The sequence below is a fragment of the Novosphingobium sediminicola genome, assembly GCF_014196525.1.
Classification (GTDB): Bacteria; Pseudomonadota; Alphaproteobacteria; order Sphingomonadales; family Sphingomonadaceae; genus Novosphingobium; species Novosphingobium sediminicola.
Window position 1 is genome coordinate 39424 of sequence record NZ_JACIDX010000003.1, and the last position, 17557, is coordinate 56980.

Below are 17557 nucleotides of genomic sequence, written 5' to 3' on the forward strand. Positions count from 1 at the left end.
CGTCATCAGGCAAGAGGAATTGGCCCGGGGCATGATCTGCTTAAGGATAAAGGATAATCTCCAAACGGCCACGTCGCCATGCCATGCCTATGGCACGGCGCGTCTTGCCTTGGCGGGCAAAACGATAAATGGCGTGATGATGCGTCATTCCTCCTCCTCTTCGCGCCTGTCGGGCCTTGTCGGTTTCCATCTGCGGCGAGTGTCTGCCCAATCGCAAATCGAACTGGAAGACGTGCTGGCCGATCTCGACCTGCGCACCATCCACTATGCCGTGATGGCCGCGATCGAGGTCAGTCCGGGCGGCAGGCAGCGCGAAATCGCGGGCGAGGCAAGAATACGCCCCGGCAATCTCGTTCCGCTGCTCGATCAGCTTGAAAAGCGCGGGTTGGTGCGGCGGGCCGTGGATGAGGCGGATCGCCGGTCGGTGCGCTTTTCGCTGACCGATGCGGGGCAGGCGATGCTGGATGATATCCATCAACGGGTGCTGCGCCATGAACAGCGCTTCTTTGCCGCGCTGGACGAGGTTGAGCAGGCCGGTCTGATCGCGGTGCTCCGCCGGATAGAAACACCGTGAAGGGCGCGGACCGGCGGCAGGTTTTGGGATTGATGAGCGCGGGAGGATTGGCCATGACATTGAATTCGGGCGCATCGGCGCGAACCGATGAACCGATTGCGCAGACCACCAGCGGCAAAGTGTTGGGGGCAAGGCTGGGTGACGTGCTGGCGTTTCGCGGCATTCCCTACGCGCAGGCGCCGCGTTTCGAAAGGCCACGCCCGGTCGCCCCATGGACGGGGTTGCGTGAAGCTCTGGGTTTCGGGCCCGCCTCGCCGCAGGTAAATCCGCGCGCGGGCGGCCCTTCGCCGCTTATCATCACTCGCCTGCCCCGCCCCGCCAATGCGCTGCCCCCCGCCCCCTTGCGCGAGGATGAGGCATGCCAGATGCTCAACATCTGGACGAGTGGGCTGCGCGATGGGCGCAAGCGACCGGTGATGGTCTGGTTGCATGGCGGGTTCTTTGCGGTTGGGTCGGGCGCCACTGTTGATGGCGCGGCACTGGCCCGGCGCGGCGACGTGGTGGTGGTCAGCCTCAACCACAGGCTCAATGTGCTGGGTTTTGCCCATCTCGACGATTTGCCGGGCGGGGAATTTTCCGGCACGGGCAATCTGGGCATGCTCGATATTGTCGCGGCGCTCGATTGGTTGTGCGAGAATATCGAAGATTTCGGCGGCGATCCCTCGCGCATCATGGTCTTTGGCCAATCGGGCGGCGGGATGAAGACAAGCTGGCTGCTGGCCTCGCCCGCGGCAAAGGGCCGCCTGCATCGCGCGGCGGTGCAAAGCGGGCCGGGGTTGCGCATGATGGAGCGGGAGCGGGCCGCGCTCGTCACCGACCAGTTGCTGCATGCGCTGGACCTGCGCGCGCAGGAGGCCGGAGAATTGCGCCGGATGCCGCTGGAACGGCTGATGGCGGGCTATTTTGCGGTGGCTGCGAATAATCCGGCGCGAGGTTTTACCGATCTGGCCTGTTTCGCGCCGGTCCTCGACCCGGCGCTTTTGCCTGCTCATCCCTTTTCGCCCGCCGCGCCCAAGCAGTCGCGCGATGTGCCCCTGCTGATCGGCTGGAACGCGCAGGAAATGAGCTTTTTCATGGGCAATGACGAGGCCGGGTTCGAACTGGACGAAGCCGGTCTGGCGGCCCGCGCCGCCGCCTCGAATACCGAGGATCTTGTGCCCCTATACCGCCAGCGCTATCCCGATGCCTCGCCCGCCAGGCGCTATATCCAGTCCTTTTCCGACCAGCAGGTGATGGCCCCCACCCTGTTGATGGCGGATCGCAAGGCGGCGCAACATGGCGCGCCGGTCTTTGCCTATCGCTTCGACTGGCAAAGCCCGGCGCTGGAGGGCAAGCTGGGCGCGCTGCACACGCTGGAGGCTGGATTTGTCTTCGATACCACCGATGCACCAAACCCGTTGATCGGCGGATCAGCGCAGGCCCGCCTGTTGGCCCATCGGATGAGCAGCGCATGGGTGGAATTTGCCGCCACCGGGCGCCCCGCCGCCGATGGTCTGCCGGAATGGCAGGCCTATGACGACCATCGCCGGATCATGGCGCTCAACAATCAGAGCGCCATGCTGGACGATCCCGAGGCGGACTTTCGCGAAAAGCTGGTCCGTCGCTACATTTAGCTCAACAATAGGGGTGGGCCATGCGAAACCGCGTTTCATCCAGATACGCGGTGGCCGCAAGCCCGCGCATCCCCTCGGGCGCCAGCCAGCCGGAAGCCTGACCCGTGGCATCGAAATAGACCTGTTCATTATAGGTCGCGCCCACCAACGCGATGGCACGGGCCTGCACCGGCGCGGGCAATCGGGGAGTCATCGCCAGCAGCGCAGCGCCTTGCAGCAGATTTCGGCGGGTGATTTCCATCTTCACGCGCTCCTGCCCCCTGCCAGAGCCAGTTGATGATCGCCAAACCAGCGGCCATGCACCTGAACATTGGAACGGAACGGCAGGATGATCCGAGCCACCGCGCCTGCCGCCAGATCGCGCGTATCGGCGATAATCATCTCGGAGCGATTGTCCGCATAATTGTTCGCCACCCCGATCAGCCAGCCATCGCCCTCGGGCGCGTCGGACGCACGGGGGATGAATTCAGGCTCCTGCAAACTATGCACCGGCCCCGCGAAGAAGGAGCGCCATGTGCCATCCTTCAGGTCAAACATGCCATAGCTGTTGCTGACGCGCCCGCCCGCCTGTCCGGCGCGGGCCGCGTCAAAGGGTTTGCCTTCGTCGCGAAACGGGGCAAAGCCATAGCGGTTGTCGCGCCCGGCATAGCGATCGTCGATCCGCGCAAGATCAACCACCGGCAGGTCCGGCACGATCACCTCCTCGCTATAGCCATCGCCCGATGAGGCAAGATCGAAAGTCATCCGCCGGATCATCGCGCGGCCCTTGGCCGGGTCCCATTTCGAACCGTCGGCGGCAGGAAAGAAGGGGAAAGGATTGCCCTCGAAAGTGGGCGCCTCAAGGATAACTCTGTTACCCTCCGTGCGTGCATTGAACGTATGCACGACGGCGCGCGCCGGACCTTTGAACCAGCGAATGTCTTTGGCCGAACCATCGCGGGGCATGATGCCGAAATAGGTTGGCCGCACGCCATCCCATTTCCAATGGGTCTGGCCCGCCTTGAGCTGTTCCATGCTGGTGCAATAAGGAAAGACCGGGAAGATCACATGACTGTCGGTCACGGCCCAGTCGTGGATCATGCTGACATAAGGCACTTTGAGGCGCACCTCGCGCTTCACGCGGCCCCCGGCGTCAATCACGTAATAGAACAGGTCATCGCTCGCCAGCCCGGTCGCCTCGAAACCATAGGCCAGCAGGTCGCCATTGCGGGGGTCAATCTTGGGATGGGCGGTAAAGGTCTGGCTTTTATACCCGCCATGGAAATCCCATTCGCCCAGTGTCTCCAGCGTGACCGGGTCAACCGCGTAGGGCCTGCTGTCTTCCTTCAGCACCAGCAATTTGCCCGCATGGGCCAAAACCGCCGTGTTCATCACCGTGTTCAGCCATGGCTTGTCGATATTCTGAAAACCCGGCTCATTGTCGAAAGGGTTGCGGTAATAGCCATAGAGCTGGCGCCCGGCCTTCTGGCAATTCAGGAAGCGCGGCGTCTTGACCCAGCGGCCCTTATAGCTGGCGCGGCCATCCTTGATGCGGAACATGCTGATATAGCCGTCCTGATTGAAGGGGGCGTCATCGGCATGTTTGGGCGGATAATTCCAGTCGCTGCCGACGCGAACAAAGGCGCCGTTCAAGGCGGGGGGAATGGCGCCCTCCACCTCGCAATCGAACACATCGGCCTCAAAGCGCTGTGGCGCAAAGAAACCGCGCATTGCCGGCATGCCGCTGTAATCTACCATGCTCTCTCGTCATCCTTCCCGATCTATTGGCCATATTTAGCGTAAGCCGGGCGGGCAGAGCTTTCTTGGCAGGGAACCAGGCTGTTTTCCCTTGGTGAACAGAAGCAGGGCTTGACCGATAATTTAGTTATGTGACAGAACTAAATTATCGGTGCGCAGGCATCGCAACAAAAGCACAACGAGTCGGCGGGGAGAGAACCATGGCCGCTAGCAAGCATTTTTCCATCTCCGGCCTGCCGCAAACCGAGGCAGCCGAGATCTGGGCCAACCACTGGCGGGCGCTGGTGCCCTTGCGCGTACGCAGCCTTGGCGAGACAGGGCTTCGCGCCGATCTTCATACGCGCAACCTGTCCTCGCTGGGGTTTGGCCGCATCGCCGTCAGCGCCCATCAAATCGAGCGGGAGCGCGCCGCGCCCCATGACAAGGCGGGCGATCTGCTCAAACTGGTGGTGCAAATATCAGGGCAGACGATTGTCGAGCAAGGCGCACAGCAGGCCATACTGCGCCCCGGCCAATGGCTGATGTATGACATGGCGCGCTTCTATCGCCTGACCAACGAAGGGCCCACCGAGCAATGCGCCATCATGATCCCGCGCAACGCCTATGCGGGATTTGCCGATACCGCCCGGCGGATTGCCATGCAGCCGCGCCCGGTGAGCGGCGTGTTCAAACTGCTCCAGCGCTGCACGCAGGGCATGCTTGATGATCTGGACGAGGGCGAGAATGCCGTGCTTGACGATGATCTGGGCGCAACGATGATGGATCTGCTAAGGCTTGCCCTTGGCACCTGCTACGATGCGCTGGAACGCAGTTCGATGCAGGACACGATGCGCGAAAGGGTGCTGGCCTATATCCGTCACAATTACCGCGATCCCGATCTCTCGCTCGATGGCGTGGCGCAGGCGATGCGCTGCACCAAGCGCTATTTGCACAAGCTGTTTTGCGCCGATCAGACGATCAGCGAATGTATATGGGCGATGCGGGTGCGGCGATGTGGCGATGAACTGGCCTCGCCTGCCTATGCTGCCCGCTCGATCACCGAGATCGCCTTCGCCAATGGTTTCAGTAATTCGGCCCATTTCAGCCGCGTGTTCAAGGCCCATTTCGGCGCCAGTCCCAGGGCCTATCGCGCCGCACAGGCTATCCATGCGAGTTGAGGGCATGATGCGCGTTCGCTCTGGGCAAAGACCTGTCGTCGTCCGCCTGCTTACCTGAACGGGACATAACAGCAAACGGGGATGACCATGGTGACGAAAAAATCGCTTGCCGGACTGCTTGGCGGGATTTGCCTGCTGCTTCCGGTTCAGGCGTCGGCGGCCTCGCCACCAGCATGCAACAAGACATGTCTGGAACAAATTGCTGCAACCTATCGCAAGGCGTATCTGGCCCATGATCCTGCGCTCGCCCCGCTGGCAAAACATGTGCGTTTTACCGAAAACAACGTGGAAATGCCGCTGCCGGACGGAACATGGCACACGGTTGCGCGGGAAATCGGCCCGGCGCTGACGGTGTCCGATCCGCTAACGGGCCAGGTGGGCATCTACACCTCGATCCAGCAGCACGACGTGCCCGGATTTCTGGCAATCCGTCTCAAAGTGATCGGGCGCAGGATCACAGAGGTGGAGCATATCATCTCGACCAAACGCAATCTGTCCGCGCCGCCTACACCGATAGGACAGGTCGAGGGCTTTGTGCATAATCCGGATCTGGCCCAGCCTGTCGCTTTGGCGGAAAAGTCCGGCCGACGCGCGATGGTCGCCCTTGCCGACGGATATTTCACCACGCTGGAGAACAACGACGGCACGATCCGCAGCACGCGCTTTGCCCCGGATGCCAAACGATTTGAAAACGGGATGGAATTTCCGGAAATCGAAAAGAACTTCCGTGCCGGACGCTATCGCTTCAATGAAAGGGTACGCGACAGGGAATATTTCCTTGTTGATGAGGCACGCGGTATCGTCATGTCGCGGGCGTTTATTGACCACAAGGGCGTGCTGGACAATTTCGAACTGACCGACGGCACAAAAACGCGCTCGATCTTTCGCGAACCGCAAAGCTGGAGCGTGCTGGAACTTTTCAAGATAAAGGACGGTCAGATCACGGCGATCGAGGCCACCTTCATCCAAGTGCCTTATTACATGCGTTCGCCGTGGACCAGATATCCCGACCGGCGCAAAGGCGGCTTGACTGTTCCGCCCCCTTTGCCGCCGGCTTCGCCGCTCGCTGCGTCCAATCCGCCTATGGATTGAGAGGTTATCTCGGCGGGAACAAAGTTAAAATCCTCGTACGCCATGAAGTAATACGCTCATCTCGCAAGGCGTCCTGACCGAATCTCAAGGCTCAAAATGGCCCTGTCCCGGATCGGCCGGATTTCTCTCATTCTTTCTGGAGGCGTTTTCAGGGACAGGGTCAAAAAGTGGGGCCGCCTCAATCCTTATGGCTTGCGTTAATGCCGTGAGCCAGAAGTCTGGCGAGAAACCGGGCTAAGCCCTGGATATCGGCGTTGCGGGTTTTCAATGCGCCAAATATGGCTTCCGTACCGCTTGCAAACATGATCGAGACCAGAAGTTTGCGCTCGCTTTCCGAAAGCCTGTCGAGAGCCCCCAGTTCTGCAACGTCCATTTCAATATCCGCCAGCAAGGCCCTGATTTGCGCAGACCCGAACAATCTCGACCTTATATGATGCTGGTTGCGTTCAAAAAATTCAGCGCCGCCCGGCACGGAAAGCAGCATGTGCATGAAAGCGCCATAGCCCTGACACAACATCGTCTCGATGTCTTTGGCGCCATCTCTTGCCGCCGCGATCTCAAGACGGATCCGTTCGATGAGTTGGGCGACCAACTTGTCAAACACTGCCTCTTTCGTCCGATAATAATTATAGAAACTTCCCGCCGAAACCTCGCTCTCGCTCACAATGTCGCGCACCGTGGCGCCATCAAGCCCTAGATTCGAAAAGACTTTCCACGCTGCGGCATCAATCTTTTCCATATTTTGCGCGCGGGTCATTTCGCGCTTCTCGGACAGGCCGTAGGGCGCCTTTCTCTGGTTTGGCATCTGGGCACTCTTGGGTTCGGCAAGGATTTTGAGGCGCGTTTAGGCCATCAATTGCTGTCCGGCGTCAATAGGAACGACAGTGCCTGTGATATGCCGCGCGGCATCGCTCGCCAGAAAAGCGGCCAAAGCGCCGACATCTTCGATCGAAACCAGCGTGCCTTCCGGCGCGGTGGCTGCAGCGCGCTCCAGCAATGCGTCGAAACGAGCGATCCCGCTCGCCGCGCGCGTGGCGATGGGGCCGGGCGAGATGGCGTGGGCGCGGATGCCTTTGGGGCCGAGTTCGGCTGCAATATAACGGGTCGCGCTTTCCAATGCGGCCTTGACCGGCCCCATCATGTTGTAATGCGCAACCACCCGCTCCGAGCCATAGAAGGTGACGCACAAAAGGCAGCCCCCATCCTGCATCAGCGGTTCGGCCAAACGCGCCATCCGCAAAAAGCTGTGGCATGACACATCCATGGCCAAAGCAAAGCCTTCTGCCGAGCAGTCGACCACCCGGCCCTGAAGATCGTCTTTCGGCGCAAAGGCAATGGAATGCAGCAGGAAATCCAGCTTTCCCCATCGCGCCTTCACCTGATCGAACAGCGCTTCAAGTTGCCCCGGTTCGCGCACATCGCAAGGCGCCAACCATTCCACGCCCAATCGTTCGGCTACCGGCTCGACAAAAGGTTTTGCCTTATCGTTGAGATAGGTCGCGGCCAGCGTGGCCCCGCATTGCGCGAAGGCTGCCGCGCATCCTGCAGCAATGCTGTGCTCATTGGCGATCCCGACCACAAGGCCGCGCTTGCCCGAAAGATCTACCAAAGGTTTCATGCCATTGCTCCGTGCTGATCGCGCAACTTGTTGAAAGTGTGGAAGGCAATCATGCTTTCCTCGTCGGTGGGCATGACCCGTACCGCGATGCGGCTGTCCGATCGTGTGATAACCGGGGCGTTCGCGGCATTGGCCGCCTCGTCCAGAACAACCCCGGCCCATGCCATGCGCGCGCAGATGGCAGAGCGGATGGCCGCATCATTCTCGCCAATTCCGGCGGTAAAGACGATGCCGTCCAGCCCTTCGAGCGAGCCGATCAGAGCGGCCATGTGGCGCGCGACGGTCCAGACGAACAGCTCTATCGCCTCCTTCGCATGAGGGTCCGCGCTGGCATGGAGCACCCGCATATCGCCCGAAACGCCGGACACGCCCAACAGCCCCGACTGGCCATAGAGCATGGCTTCAACCTGCCGCGCGCTTATCCCCTCCTGAAGCTGCAGATGCAGCACCGCCCCGGGGTCGAGCGCGCCGCTGCGCGTGCCCATCATCAGCCCGTCGAGGGCAGTAAACCCCATGGTCGTGTCGATGCCGGCCCCATCGCGCATCGCACAAAGGCTGGCCCCATTGCCCAGATGGGCGACGATCACCCGCCCTGCGGCCAATCCGGGATCGATTTCGCCCAGCCGCCGGGCGATATATTCATAGGACAGGCCATGGAAGCCGTAACGCCGAAGCCCTTTTTCCGCGAACCGACGCGGCAAGGCCAGTCGCGTGGCAACAGCAGGCATGGCATGATGAAACGCGGTGTCGAAACAGGCGACCTGATGCAGATGAGGCGCCATACGGGCGATTTCGCGGATCGCGGCCAGATTGTGGGGCTGATGCAGCGGCGCGAGCGGGCAGAAAGCCTCCAGCCTTGCGATCAGCGCCGCATCGATCCTTTGCGGCGCCCGGAAGATCCCGCCGCCATGCACGACCCGGTGCCCCACCGCGACGATCTCATGCTCGCGCAGATGATCCTGCGCCCAGCCAAACAATTCGCCCAGCAGTTCCTCATGCGTCAGCCCGGCCCCATCGGGCCAGGATTTTTCGAGCAGAACCACGCCGTCATCCTGGCGAATGCGGATGCGCGGATCGCTGCCGATGCCCTCCAATTTGCCGCCGGCGGCATGGCGCGGCCCGTCCTGATCCAGCGTATAAAGGCCGAACTTGATGCTGGATGAACCTGAATTGAGGCTGATGAGGGCGCGGCTCATAAGGCTGGCCTAAACAATCCGGGCGCCGCTTTCGTCCCGGCATGGGCGAGCAGAACAGCCACGGCGCAAGAGGCAAGGCGCGTGCTCAGACTATCGGCCCGGCTGGTCAGGATGATCGGCACCCGCGCGCCCAATACGATGCCCGCAGCATCCGCCCCGCCCAGAAACGTGAGTTGCTTGGCCAGCATATTGCCCGCCTCAAGGTTGGGAACCACGAGAATTTCCGCCTTGCCCGCGACTGGTGAGACGATACCCTTCTCCTTTGCCGCGGCCTCGTTGATGGCATTGTCAAAGGCCAGAGGGCCATCGAGCAGCGCGCCGGGAAATTGCCCCCGATCCGCCATCTTGCACAGCGCCGCCGCGTCAATTGTCGAAGCAATCGCCGGGTTCACCATTTCCACCGCCGAGAGGATGGCAACCTTGGGCTGGGCAATACCGATCACATGCGCAAGGTCGATGGCGTTGCGGATGATATCGGCCTTTTCTTCCAGACCCGGCGCGATGTTGACGGCCGCATCGGTAATCATCAGGGGCGTGGGGTGGCCCGGCACATCCATGAGATAGACGTGGCTGACCCGCCGCTCGGTGCGCAACCCCGCCTCACGCGAAACCACCGCTGCCATCAGTTCGTCGGTATGAAGCGAGCCCTTCATCAACAGCTCCGCCTCTCCATTGCGAACCAGTTCCACCGCCGCCGCTGCGGCCGCATGACTGTGGGGCGCATTGACGATGCGGAAGGGGGCGATATCCACCCCGGCCTCCTGCGCCGCAGCGCGAATGCGGGCTTCGGGGCCGACCAGGATGGGAATGATAAGTCCGGCCTGCACCGCCTCGGCAACCGCCGTGATGGCAGCGGCGCTGCAGGGATGGGCGATCGCGGTGCTCACCGCAGTACTGGCTCTGGCGGCCGCCATCAGGCGACGATACGCGCTGTGGTCGGACAGGCTGACATCGGGCAGTGTGGCTCGCGCCCGGCGCACCTTTTCGGTAGGAGCCTTAACCGTCGCCACGCCGGTGATGACCTCTTCCCCCGCCTGATTGATGCAAAGGCAATCGAACGTGATGATATGGTGTTTTTCTGCCTTGGACGAAACGGTGAGGCGCGCCGTAATCGTGTCGCCAAGAGCCACTGGCCGCAAAAAGCGCAGGCTCTGTTCCAGATAGATGGTGCCCGGACCGGGCAGTTCCGTGCCCAGCACCGCCGAAATCAACCCTCCGCCCCACATGCCATGCGCAATGACATGGTGAAACATGTCACCAGCCGCATATTCGGGGTCCAGATGGGCCGGGTTCACATCGCCCGACACCAACGCGAAAAGTTGAATGTCTCGCTGGCTCAGCTTGCGCGACAGGCTCGCGGTGTCGCCAATCGCGATCTCGTCAAAGGTACGGTTCTCGATCATTGCGGGAGGCGTCATGACTACTTCTCCAGAATATAGCTGCCCGGCGCATCGGCCAGCGGGGCATAGCCTTTGTCCGGCGCGCCCATGGGCGGCGGGGGACCCGCCTTGCCGGAACGGGCGCTGAGCCATTCGCCCCACGCCTCCCACCACGAGCCGGGATGATCCGGGGCCTGCGCCAGCCACAGATCCGGCGCCATGGCCGGACCGCAGGCCGGGCGCGTGAGAAGTTGATAATGGCGGTTTTTATGTCCCGGCTCCGAAACAATGCCCGCATTATGCCCGCCATTGGTCAGCGTGAAACATATCTCTGCATCGGTCAGCATGTGGATCTTGTGCACCGAGCGCCACGGCGCGACATGATCGGTTTGCGTGCCCACCACAAACATCGGCGTTTTCAGCGCCGACAGACTGACCGGCATACCGCCCGCCACAAAACGCCCCTCGGCCAGATCGTTCTTAAGGAACAGCTTGTGCAGATATTCACTGTGCATCGCAAAAGGCATACGCGTGCCATCCGCGTTCCATACCATCAGGTCATTGGCGATTGGCCGCTCGCCCATCAGATATTCGTTCAGAATGCGCGACCAGACCAAATCATTGGAGCGCAGCATCTGGAAAGCGCCGCCCATCTGGCCACTGTCGAGATAGCCGCGTTCCCACATCATGCTGTCGAGCAGGTTAAGTTGTGCCTCGTCGATGAAAAGGCCCAGTTCCCCCGGCTCGCTGAATTCGGTTTGCGCGGCCAGCAGGGTCATGCCGGCCAGCCGTTCATCTCCATCGCGCGCCATTGCCGCGGCCGCAATGGCCAACAGCGTGCCGCCAAGGCAATAGCCAAGGGCATGGATTTTCGGCGCTCCGGTGATGGCGGTTATCGCATCCAGCGCGGCCATCGGGCCCAGCAAACGATAGTCCTCCATATCCAGATCGCGATCCGCGCTGACCGGATTGTGCCATGACATCGCAAAAACCGTATAACCCTGCCCCACCAGCCAGCCGATCAGGGAATTGTGCGCCGACAGATCGAGAATATAATATTTCATGATCCAGGCCGGAACGATCAGCACCGGCTCCGGCCGGACCTTTGCGGTGGTCGGCTCATACTGGATCAATTCCATCAGGCGATTGCGATAAATCACCTTGCCCTTGGTCGCAGCAATGTCGCGCCCGATCTGAAAGGGCTGATCGCCGGACCCGGCGGTGCCGCGGGCCAGCGCCTCGATGTCCGCCATCAGCAATCTTGCGCCCTCGACCAGACACATGCCGCCCGTGTCCACGATCCGCCTCTGCAACACAGGATTGGTCGGGATAAAATTGCTGGGCGCGAACATATCGAGGATTTGCCGCAGGGTGAAGGATGTCACCGCTTCATGGCGGGCGCCGACACCCGAAATGCCGGTGGTGGCCGCGTGCCACCATTGCTGCGTCATCAAAAAGGATTGGGCGATCAGATTGTAGGGCGGCATTTTCCACGCCGAATCGTCAAAGCGGCGATCCTGCGGCAAGGGCTCAATCGCGGGGTGTTCCCCATCAGCGCCATGCGCGACATAATCGATCAGCCTCAGGCTTTTACGCATTCCTTTGGCCAGCAGTTCCAGCCGCCGCCCCGGAGATGCCGCAAGATGCAGCGCCCAATCGGACATGGCCTGCGCCACGGTAAAGGGCGACAGTCCGCCCGTGACGCCGGCAATGGCGGCAAAGGAAGCATGGTCGAGGGTTTGGGCTATTCCATCAAGCGGATCTGCGTCGGCTTGGGCGGATGACGTGTCGGTCATGGCTGGACTCCCTTTTGCGCATTCTGGCGTAGAGGCCGGATGGTGGCGGCCGAAGGCGCGGACGCCTTGTCCCCCCAGCCACCGGCCATGGCTCGATAGAGCTGCACGGTTGCACTGCCTTGCGCCACCCTTGCCTGCTCAGCCTTGTCGGCATCGGAAAAAGCATCCAGTTGCGCCTGCAACACGTCGCCCAAGGTCATGCGCCCCGCGCGATAGAAGGCTTGCGCCTGATCGACGCGGCGGGCGGACAGGTCGCGCGCCTGCTCAAGCCCGCGCAGACGCGCATCCAGGCCGCTGCGCAGGGCATAAGCGATCTCCACCTCTTCAAGGGCCAGCAGAATGGCGCGATCCTGACCGGCCAGCGCCGCCTCCAGTTCGGCATGGCCGGCCGCAATCCGGCCGCGCAGCAATCCGCCGGTAAAGATGGGAACGCTGGCCTTCACCCCCACCAGACCAAGCGGACCGCCGAAACCGGGCAGGCCGGAAAGGGCGATGTGCCCATCCTGCCCCGTGAAGGTAATCCCGAAGCGAGGCATCAGATCTGCCTTCAGACTTTTGAGCCTTGCCGCACGCGCGGCAACGATCAGCATTCTGGCGCGCACATCGGGGCGGCGCTCCAGCAAGGTCGAAGGAAGCTGACCGGCAGGCGGCGGCGGCACAAGCATGTCCGCTTGAGCCGCCTCCGGAGGCAGCGTTTCGGGCAATTCTCCGCCCAGCACGGCAAGCCGCCTGCGCCGCGCGTCGATCAGCGACAGAATTGGCGCTCGGCCCGCCTCCAATGAGGCGAGCGCCGCCCTCGCTCTGGTCACGTCCAGCGCCTTGGCCTGCCCCATCCCTTGCCGGGCAGCCAGATAATCGGCCAACAGCCGCGCCGATGCTATGCTCTGATCGAGGATGATCAGGCGGCGGCGCAGCCCCTGCCATTGCTGATAATTTTCAACGACATCGCCGATCACGGTCAGCGCAACGCCATGGGCCAGCCATTGCGCGCTGTCGGCAAGGGCTCTGGCCGCATCGGCATCGGCGTGGCGCCCCCCGAACACGTCAGGCTCCCATTGCGCGCCAAGCCCCACGAGATAGCCCCCGCCGGTCGCGCCCTCGGACAAAGGCGTGAGAAGCGACCCCAGAGCGCCATCGGCGCCCGTATCGGCCACCGTGCCCCATGCCGCGCCATTGGCCGCCACGGAAGGATAGAGCGCGGCCTCGGACACGGACACCAGCGCCCTTGCGGCCCTGACATGGGCCTGCGCCACGCGAATATCGGCATTGGCGGCCAACGCCTTTTCGACCAGCGCGTCCAGCCCCGGATCGCCCCAAAGGGTCCACCACCGATCAGGCGCCACCGCCGAAGGCCGCAAGGCCTCCGGCGCGGCAAAGCGCGCGGGCGCGGAAACCATCGCCTGCGGAGCAGCCGGCGGGGGCGCCGATGCGCAAGCCGCCAGACCAAGCGCCGCGCCCGCCGACGCCAGAGCACGCAGGGTCATCTTTGGGCCTTTATGCATGATTTTTGCTTTCATCCCTGACGCTCCAGCATCGAGCGGAAGCGCTGCACCGCAAGGGCAACGAACAGCACGCCCCAGCCGCAGATCATGGCCAGTTCGGGCCATACGGTGGCGGTTTTCGCGCCGCGATAGAGCACCGCCTGCGAAAGGCTGACAAATTGGGTCGTGGGCAGCAGCCTTGCCACCATCTGGATGGCGGGCGGCATGCTCTCAAGCGGCGTGGCGGCCCCGGACAGCAGATAGGCGATGGCATAGACCGGCACGGCAAACAGGCCGAATTGCGGCATACTGGGCGCCAGCGTCGCCATCCACATGCCCAACGAGGTCACCGAAAAGAGATAGAGCACCATCGCGGCGGCAAAAAGCGCCAGAGAGCCCGCAAGCGGCACCGCCAGCAATCCATGGACCACGAACCACAGGGACGCGATCGAGGCCAGAAAGATGACCAGACCATTGGCCAGAATTTTGGAAAAGGCGATTTCACTGGCGCGCACGGGCATGACCAGCAGATGTTCGATCGTGCCATGCTCGCGCTCACGGATCACCGCCGCGCCCACAAGGATGATCGAGAGGACCGTCACATTCGTCACGATCTGCATCACCGAACTGTACCAGGCCGATTCCGAATTGGGGTTGAAGAAGATCTGGCTGGTCACCGTGACGGGCAGAGCCGCCACCAGGCCGCGCGCATGCAGGAAATCGAGCGTCTCTGCGGCAAAGATCCGCTGGAAATCGACAGCCCCCAGCCCCGCCTGCGTCATGGCCGTGGCATCGACCAGAATCTGAACCGCCGGGCTGCGTCCGGCCAGAACATCGGCCTGAAATCGCGGCGGGATCTCGATCACGAAAATATAGCGTCCCCCGTCCATCGCGGCGGAGACATCCTCACGCGCAATATCCACCGGCGGTTTGAAATAGGGCGGCTGCACCGCATCGCGCAGGCGCCGTGAGAGTTCGCTGTGGTCATCATCAACAATGGCCACCGAGGCATTGGATACCTCGGCCTTGAGCCCGGTGGCCACCAGTTGGATGGCGATGGTAAAGGCAAACAGGATCAGCGCCATCAGCGTCACATCCTTCAGAACGCTGCGCAATTCCTTGACGCCGAGCAACCAGACGTTGATCGCCCAGCGTTTCATACCTCCTGCTTTCCCAGCATCAGCCGCGAGGCCATGATGACGATGAGGGCAAACAGCCCCAGCGCCAGATAGGCCGTGCCGAAGCTGGCCGGACCAAGGCCCTTGGTGAAGGTTCCCAGACTGATGATCTGAAACCACGAGGAGGGAAAGATGATGCCAATCCAATAGCTGCCGTCCAGCAGCGTCGAGACCGGATAGAGCAGGCCCGAAAAATTCACGGAAGGGATGAGGCAGATCAGCGCCGTGGCGAAAATCGCGGCGACCTGGGTGCGAACGAAGGTCGAGATCATCATGCCAAGGCCGGTGGACGCCAGCACGAACAGCAGCGCGCCCATCGTCAGCGCCAACAGGGACCCCTTGAGCGGCACCCCCAGAACCGTCACGATCAGCGCCACCAGGCTGCAATAACTTACCATGGCCAGAACGACATAGGGCGCCTGCTTGCCGATCAGGAAAGCCCCCGCCCCGGCGGGCGAGGCATAGAGGTTGATGATCGAGCCGATCTCTTTTTCGCGCACGATGCCAAGCGCGGTCAGCATCGCGGGGATCAGGATCATCGTCAGCATCAGCACGCCCGGCGTGATCGCGTAGATGCTGCGAAAATCCTGATTGTAGATGAAACGGGGTTCGATCAAGGCAGGCAGCGCGACGGCGGTTGAGGCTCCCCCCAGCCTGTCGAGCGAATAGGCCAGAATGATCGCATCGGCATAGCCCTGAATGTTCGCGGCCAGAAAGGGGCTGGCGCCATCAATGAAAACCCCCAGATCCGGCTTGCGCCCCGCAGCCAGATCGCGGCCAAAGCCCGGCGGAATATCCAGCACCATCTGGACGCCCCCCTCGCGCAAGCGGTCATGCGCGTCTTCCTCGCTGCCGATGGGGCGGGTTTCCACAAAATAGCGGGAACCCTCAAAGCGGCGGATCAGATCGCGGCTGGTCGCGCTCTGATCATGATCGAGCACCGCCATGCGGATGTTCTGCACGTCAAAGGAGATGCTGAAGGCGCAAATGCAAAGCAGGATGATCGGGCCTGCCAATGCAAAGCCCATGCGGATGCGGTCCCGCGCCAGTTCGGTCGCCTCGCGCCGGGCAAAGGCCCATGCAAAGCCCAGCCAACCCGCCCATCCGCCATGCCTGTTGGCGGCCTCAACCTGTTTCTGCTCGGCCGGGTCCGCAACGGCCGGGGGCGCAACCATCGCCGCTTCGGTCGAATTATCCTCCAGCACCGCGATGAACGCATCTTCCAAACGCTGCGCATGGTATTGGCGCGTCAGTTCGGCCGGTGTTCCGACCGCCAGCACCCGCCCGCGATCCATCAGCGAAATCCGGTCGCACCGCTCGGCCTCGTTCATGAAATGGGTTGAGACAAAGATCGTCACGCGGTCCTCGCGCGAGAGGCGCAGCAAATGGCCCCAGAACATGTCGCGCGCCGCCGGATCAACGCCCGAGGTCGGCTCGTCGAGGATCAGGATTTCGGGCTTGTGCAGACAGGCCGCCGCCAGTTGCAGCCGCTGACGTATGCCCAGCGGCAGCGCGGCGGGCAGGGCACGGGCATGATCGAGCAGCGCATATTGCGCCATGACATCGTTCACCAGAGCCCCCGCCTCAGCCTGCGGCACGCGATAAAGGCGGGCATGCAGGGCCAGATTCTGCTCGACGGTCAATTCTTCATAAAGCGAGAAAGCCTGCGACATATAGCCGACACGCATGCGCGTCTGCATATCTCCGGCGGTGATCGGCCGCCCGAACAGGGTTGCGGTCCCGCTGCTCGCATCGAGCAGCCCGGTCAGCATTTTCATGGTCGTGGTCTTGCCGCAACCATTGGAACCCAGAAAGCCGAAAATCTCGCCCCGGCCGATCCGAAAGCTGACGTCATCGACCGCCACGAAATCGCCGAAACGGCGCACCAGATGCTGCGCTTCTATCGCGGGCGCCTCGCCCTTGTCCTGCCATGGCGCGACATTGAGCAATTCGCCCGCAGGCCGCTTCGCCTCGGGCAGCAGGCTGATATAGGCCTGCTCCAGCGTCGAGGCCCCGGTTTGCGCCAGAATGTCGCGCGTCGGCCCCTGCGCGATGATGCGCCCTTCGTCCATCGCCACCAGATGATCGAAGCGCTCGGCCTCTTCCATATAGGCGGTTGAAACCAGCACGGTCAGTTCGGGACGCTCCGCCCGCATGGCATCGACCAGTTCCCAGAACTGACGCCGCGACAGAGGATCAACACCCGTGGTAGGCTCGTCCAGAATCAGCAGGTCAGGATCGTGCACGAGCGCGCAGCACAGACCCAGCTTCTGCTTCATCCCGCCCGAAAGCTTGCCCGCAGGCCGGTCGGGGAAGGGCGCAAGTCCCGTCGCCTCAAGCAGGCGCTTCATATGCGCACCGCGTTCGGCCCCGCCCAGACCGAACAGACGGCCGAAAAAGTCGATATTCTCGGCCACGGAAAGCGTGGGATAGAGATTGCGCCCCAGACCTTGCGGCATATAGGCCACGCGGGAGAGGAAAGCCGCGCGATCCCCGCGCCGCGCAAGGTCGAAGCCGAGCACGCCGACCTTGCCCTGCTGAACGCGCTTCACCCCGGAAATCAGGCCCAGCAGCGTGGATTTACCCACCCCGTCGGGCCCGACAAACGCAACCGCGCCGCCGCGCGGCAATTGCAGGCTCACTTTTTCAAGGGACTGAACCGGACCATAGTGATGGGAAACATCCTCAAGGATGATGGCCATGGCGCCCATTCCCGCCGCCCCGGTCATCGCCTCG

14 protein-coding genes are annotated in these 17557 nt (G+C 62.3%); 4 read left to right on the forward strand and 10 right to left on the reverse strand.

Annotation, left to right across the window (positions count from 1 at the left end):
* Positions 1-139 precede the first annotated feature (139 nt).
* Both GGR38_RS04425 and GGR38_RS04430 read left to right on the forward strand, forming a co-directional pair.
* Entirely contained in the window at positions 140-574 is a 435-nt protein-coding gene (locus tag GGR38_RS04425) for a MarR family winged helix-turn-helix transcriptional regulator (RefSeq protein ID WP_221227005.1), read from the forward strand.
* Positions 575-627: 53 nt separating this feature from the next.
* Complete coding sequence (locus tag GGR38_RS04430) at positions 628-2187, forward strand: carboxylesterase/lipase family protein (protein WP_183623114.1); 1560 nt, start codon at positions 628-630, stop codon at positions 2185-2187.
* 1 nt (position 2188) lies between these two features.
* On the opposite strand, the gene GGR38_RS04435 is transcribed toward GGR38_RS04430, so the two are convergent.
* The gene (locus GGR38_RS04435; protein WP_183623116.1) at positions 2189-2428 is read right to left on the reverse strand and encodes a hypothetical protein; all 240 of its coding nucleotides are present in this window, start codon (positions 2426-2428) and stop codon (positions 2189-2191) included.
* A 2-nt stretch (positions 2429-2430) separates the two neighbouring features.
* Positions 2431-3924, reverse strand: a complete 1494-nt coding sequence (locus tag GGR38_RS04440; protein ID WP_246404237.1) for a carotenoid oxygenase family protein — start codon at positions 3922-3924, stop codon at positions 2431-2433.
* Positions 3925-4124: 200 nt separating this feature from the next.
* Here GGR38_RS04440 and GGR38_RS04445 point away from each other — a divergent pair, with 200 nt between their 5' ends.
* Positions 4125-5081: an AraC-like ligand-binding domain-containing protein gene (locus tag GGR38_RS04445; protein ID WP_183623118.1), complete on the forward strand. Its 957-nt coding sequence runs from the start codon at positions 4125-4127 to the stop codon at positions 5079-5081.
* 81 nt (positions 5082-5162) lie between these two features.
* Positions 5163-6173 (forward strand): DUF8021 domain-containing protein, encoded by a 1011-nt coding sequence (locus GGR38_RS04450; RefSeq protein ID WP_183623120.1) that lies wholly within the window; start codon positions 5163-5165, stop codon positions 6171-6173.
* Between the two features lie 178 nt (positions 6174-6351).
* Here the strand turns inward: GGR38_RS04450 and GGR38_RS04455 are convergent, their stop codons facing one another.
* The 8 genes from GGR38_RS04455 to rbbA are packed head-to-tail and all read right to left on the reverse strand — an operon-like array spanning position 6352 to position 17550.
* Positions 6352-6978: a TetR/AcrR family transcriptional regulator gene (locus GGR38_RS04455; protein WP_183623122.1), complete on the reverse strand. Its 627-nt coding sequence runs from the start codon at positions 6976-6978 to the stop codon at positions 6352-6354.
* A gap of 39 nt (positions 6979-7017) precedes the next feature.
* Positions 7018-7791 (reverse strand): enoyl-ACP reductase FabI, encoded by a 774-nt coding sequence (gene fabI / locus GGR38_RS04460; protein ID WP_183623124.1) that lies wholly within the window; start codon positions 7789-7791, stop codon positions 7018-7020.
* Positions 7788-8987: an acetate/propionate family kinase gene (locus GGR38_RS04465; RefSeq protein WP_183623126.1), complete on the reverse strand. Its 1200-nt coding sequence runs from the start codon at positions 8985-8987 to the stop codon at positions 7788-7790. The genes fabI and GGR38_RS04465 overlap by 4 nt, the downstream gene beginning before the upstream one ends.
* Positions 8984-10405: a bifunctional enoyl-CoA hydratase/phosphate acetyltransferase gene (locus GGR38_RS04470; RefSeq protein ID WP_183623128.1), complete on the reverse strand. Its 1422-nt coding sequence runs from the start codon at positions 10403-10405 to the stop codon at positions 8984-8986. The genes GGR38_RS04465 and GGR38_RS04470 overlap by 4 nt, the downstream gene beginning before the upstream one ends.
* Before the next feature lie 2 nt (positions 10406-10407).
* The gene (locus GGR38_RS04475) at positions 10408-12162 is read right to left on the reverse strand and encodes a PHA/PHB synthase family protein (protein WP_183623130.1); all 1755 of its coding nucleotides are present in this window, start codon (positions 12160-12162) and stop codon (positions 10408-10410) included.
* A complete protein-coding gene (locus GGR38_RS04480; protein WP_183623132.1) occupies positions 12159-13646 on the reverse strand; it encodes a TolC family protein in 1488 nt (495 codons plus the stop codon). Before GGR38_RS04480 ends, GGR38_RS04475 begins: the two co-directional genes overlap by 4 nt.
* A gap of 29 nt (positions 13647-13675) precedes the next feature.
* Positions 13676-14803, reverse strand: coding sequence for an ABC transporter permease (locus GGR38_RS04485; protein ID WP_183623134.1), 1128 nt, complete (start codon positions 14801-14803; stop codon positions 13676-13678).
* Positions 14800-17550 (reverse strand): ribosome-associated ATPase/putative transporter RbbA, encoded by a 2751-nt coding sequence (gene rbbA, locus GGR38_RS04490; RefSeq protein ID WP_221227017.1) that lies wholly within the window; start codon positions 17548-17550, stop codon positions 14800-14802. Before rbbA ends, GGR38_RS04485 begins: the two co-directional genes overlap by 4 nt.
* Positions 17551-17557 lie beyond the last annotated feature (7 nt).

What these genes read in the sequence shown, in the direction of transcription:
- GGR38_RS04425 (WP_221227005.1), top strand. Translation starts at nt 140, where the DNA reads ATGCGTCATTCCTCCTCCTCTTCGCGCCTGTCGGGCCTTGTCGGTTTC.
- GGR38_RS04430 (WP_183623114.1), top strand. Translation starts at nt 628, where the DNA reads ATGACATTGAATTCGGGCGCATCGGCGCGAACCGATGAACCGATTGCG.
- GGR38_RS04435 (WP_183623116.1), bottom strand. Translation starts at nt 2,428, where the DNA reads ATGGAAATCACCCGCCGAAATCTGCTGCAAGGCGCTGCGCTGCTGGCG.
- GGR38_RS04440 (WP_246404237.1), bottom strand. Translation starts at nt 3,924, where the DNA reads ATGGTAGATTACAGCGGCATGCCGGCAATGCGCGGTTTCTTTGCGCCA.
- GGR38_RS04445 (WP_183623118.1), top strand. Translation starts at nt 4,125, where the DNA reads ATGGCCGCTAGCAAGCATTTTTCCATCTCCGGCCTGCCGCAAACCGAG.
- GGR38_RS04450 (WP_183623120.1), top strand. Translation starts at nt 5,163, where the DNA reads ATGACCATGGTGACGAAAAAATCGCTTGCCGGACTGCTTGGCGGGATT.
- GGR38_RS04455 (WP_183623122.1), bottom strand. Translation starts at nt 6,978, where the DNA reads ATGCCAAACCAGAGAAAGGCGCCCTACGGCCTGTCCGAGAAGCGCGAA.
- fabI (WP_183623124.1), bottom strand. Translation starts at nt 7,791, where the DNA reads ATGAAACCTTTGGTAGATCTTTCGGGCAAGCGCGGCCTTGTGGTCGGG.
- GGR38_RS04465 (WP_183623126.1), bottom strand. Translation starts at nt 8,987, where the DNA reads ATGAGCCGCGCCCTCATCAGCCTCAATTCAGGTTCATCCAGCATCAAG.
- GGR38_RS04470 (WP_183623128.1), bottom strand. Translation starts at nt 10,405, where the DNA reads ATGACGCCTCCCGCAATGATCGAGAACCGTACCTTTGACGAGATCGCG.
- GGR38_RS04475 (WP_183623130.1), bottom strand. Translation starts at nt 12,162, where the DNA reads ATGACCGACACGTCATCCGCCCAAGCCGACGCAGATCCGCTTGATGGA.
- GGR38_RS04480 (WP_183623132.1), bottom strand. Translation starts at nt 13,646, where the DNA reads ATGACCCTGCGTGCTCTGGCGTCGGCGGGCGCGGCGCTTGGTCTGGCG.
- GGR38_RS04485 (WP_183623134.1), bottom strand. Translation starts at nt 14,803, where the DNA reads ATGAAACGCTGGGCGATCAACGTCTGGTTGCTCGGCGTCAAGGAATTG.
- rbbA (WP_221227017.1), bottom strand. Translation starts at nt 17,550, where the DNA reads ATGACCGGGGCGGCGGGAATGGGCGCCATGGCCATCATCCTTGAGGAT.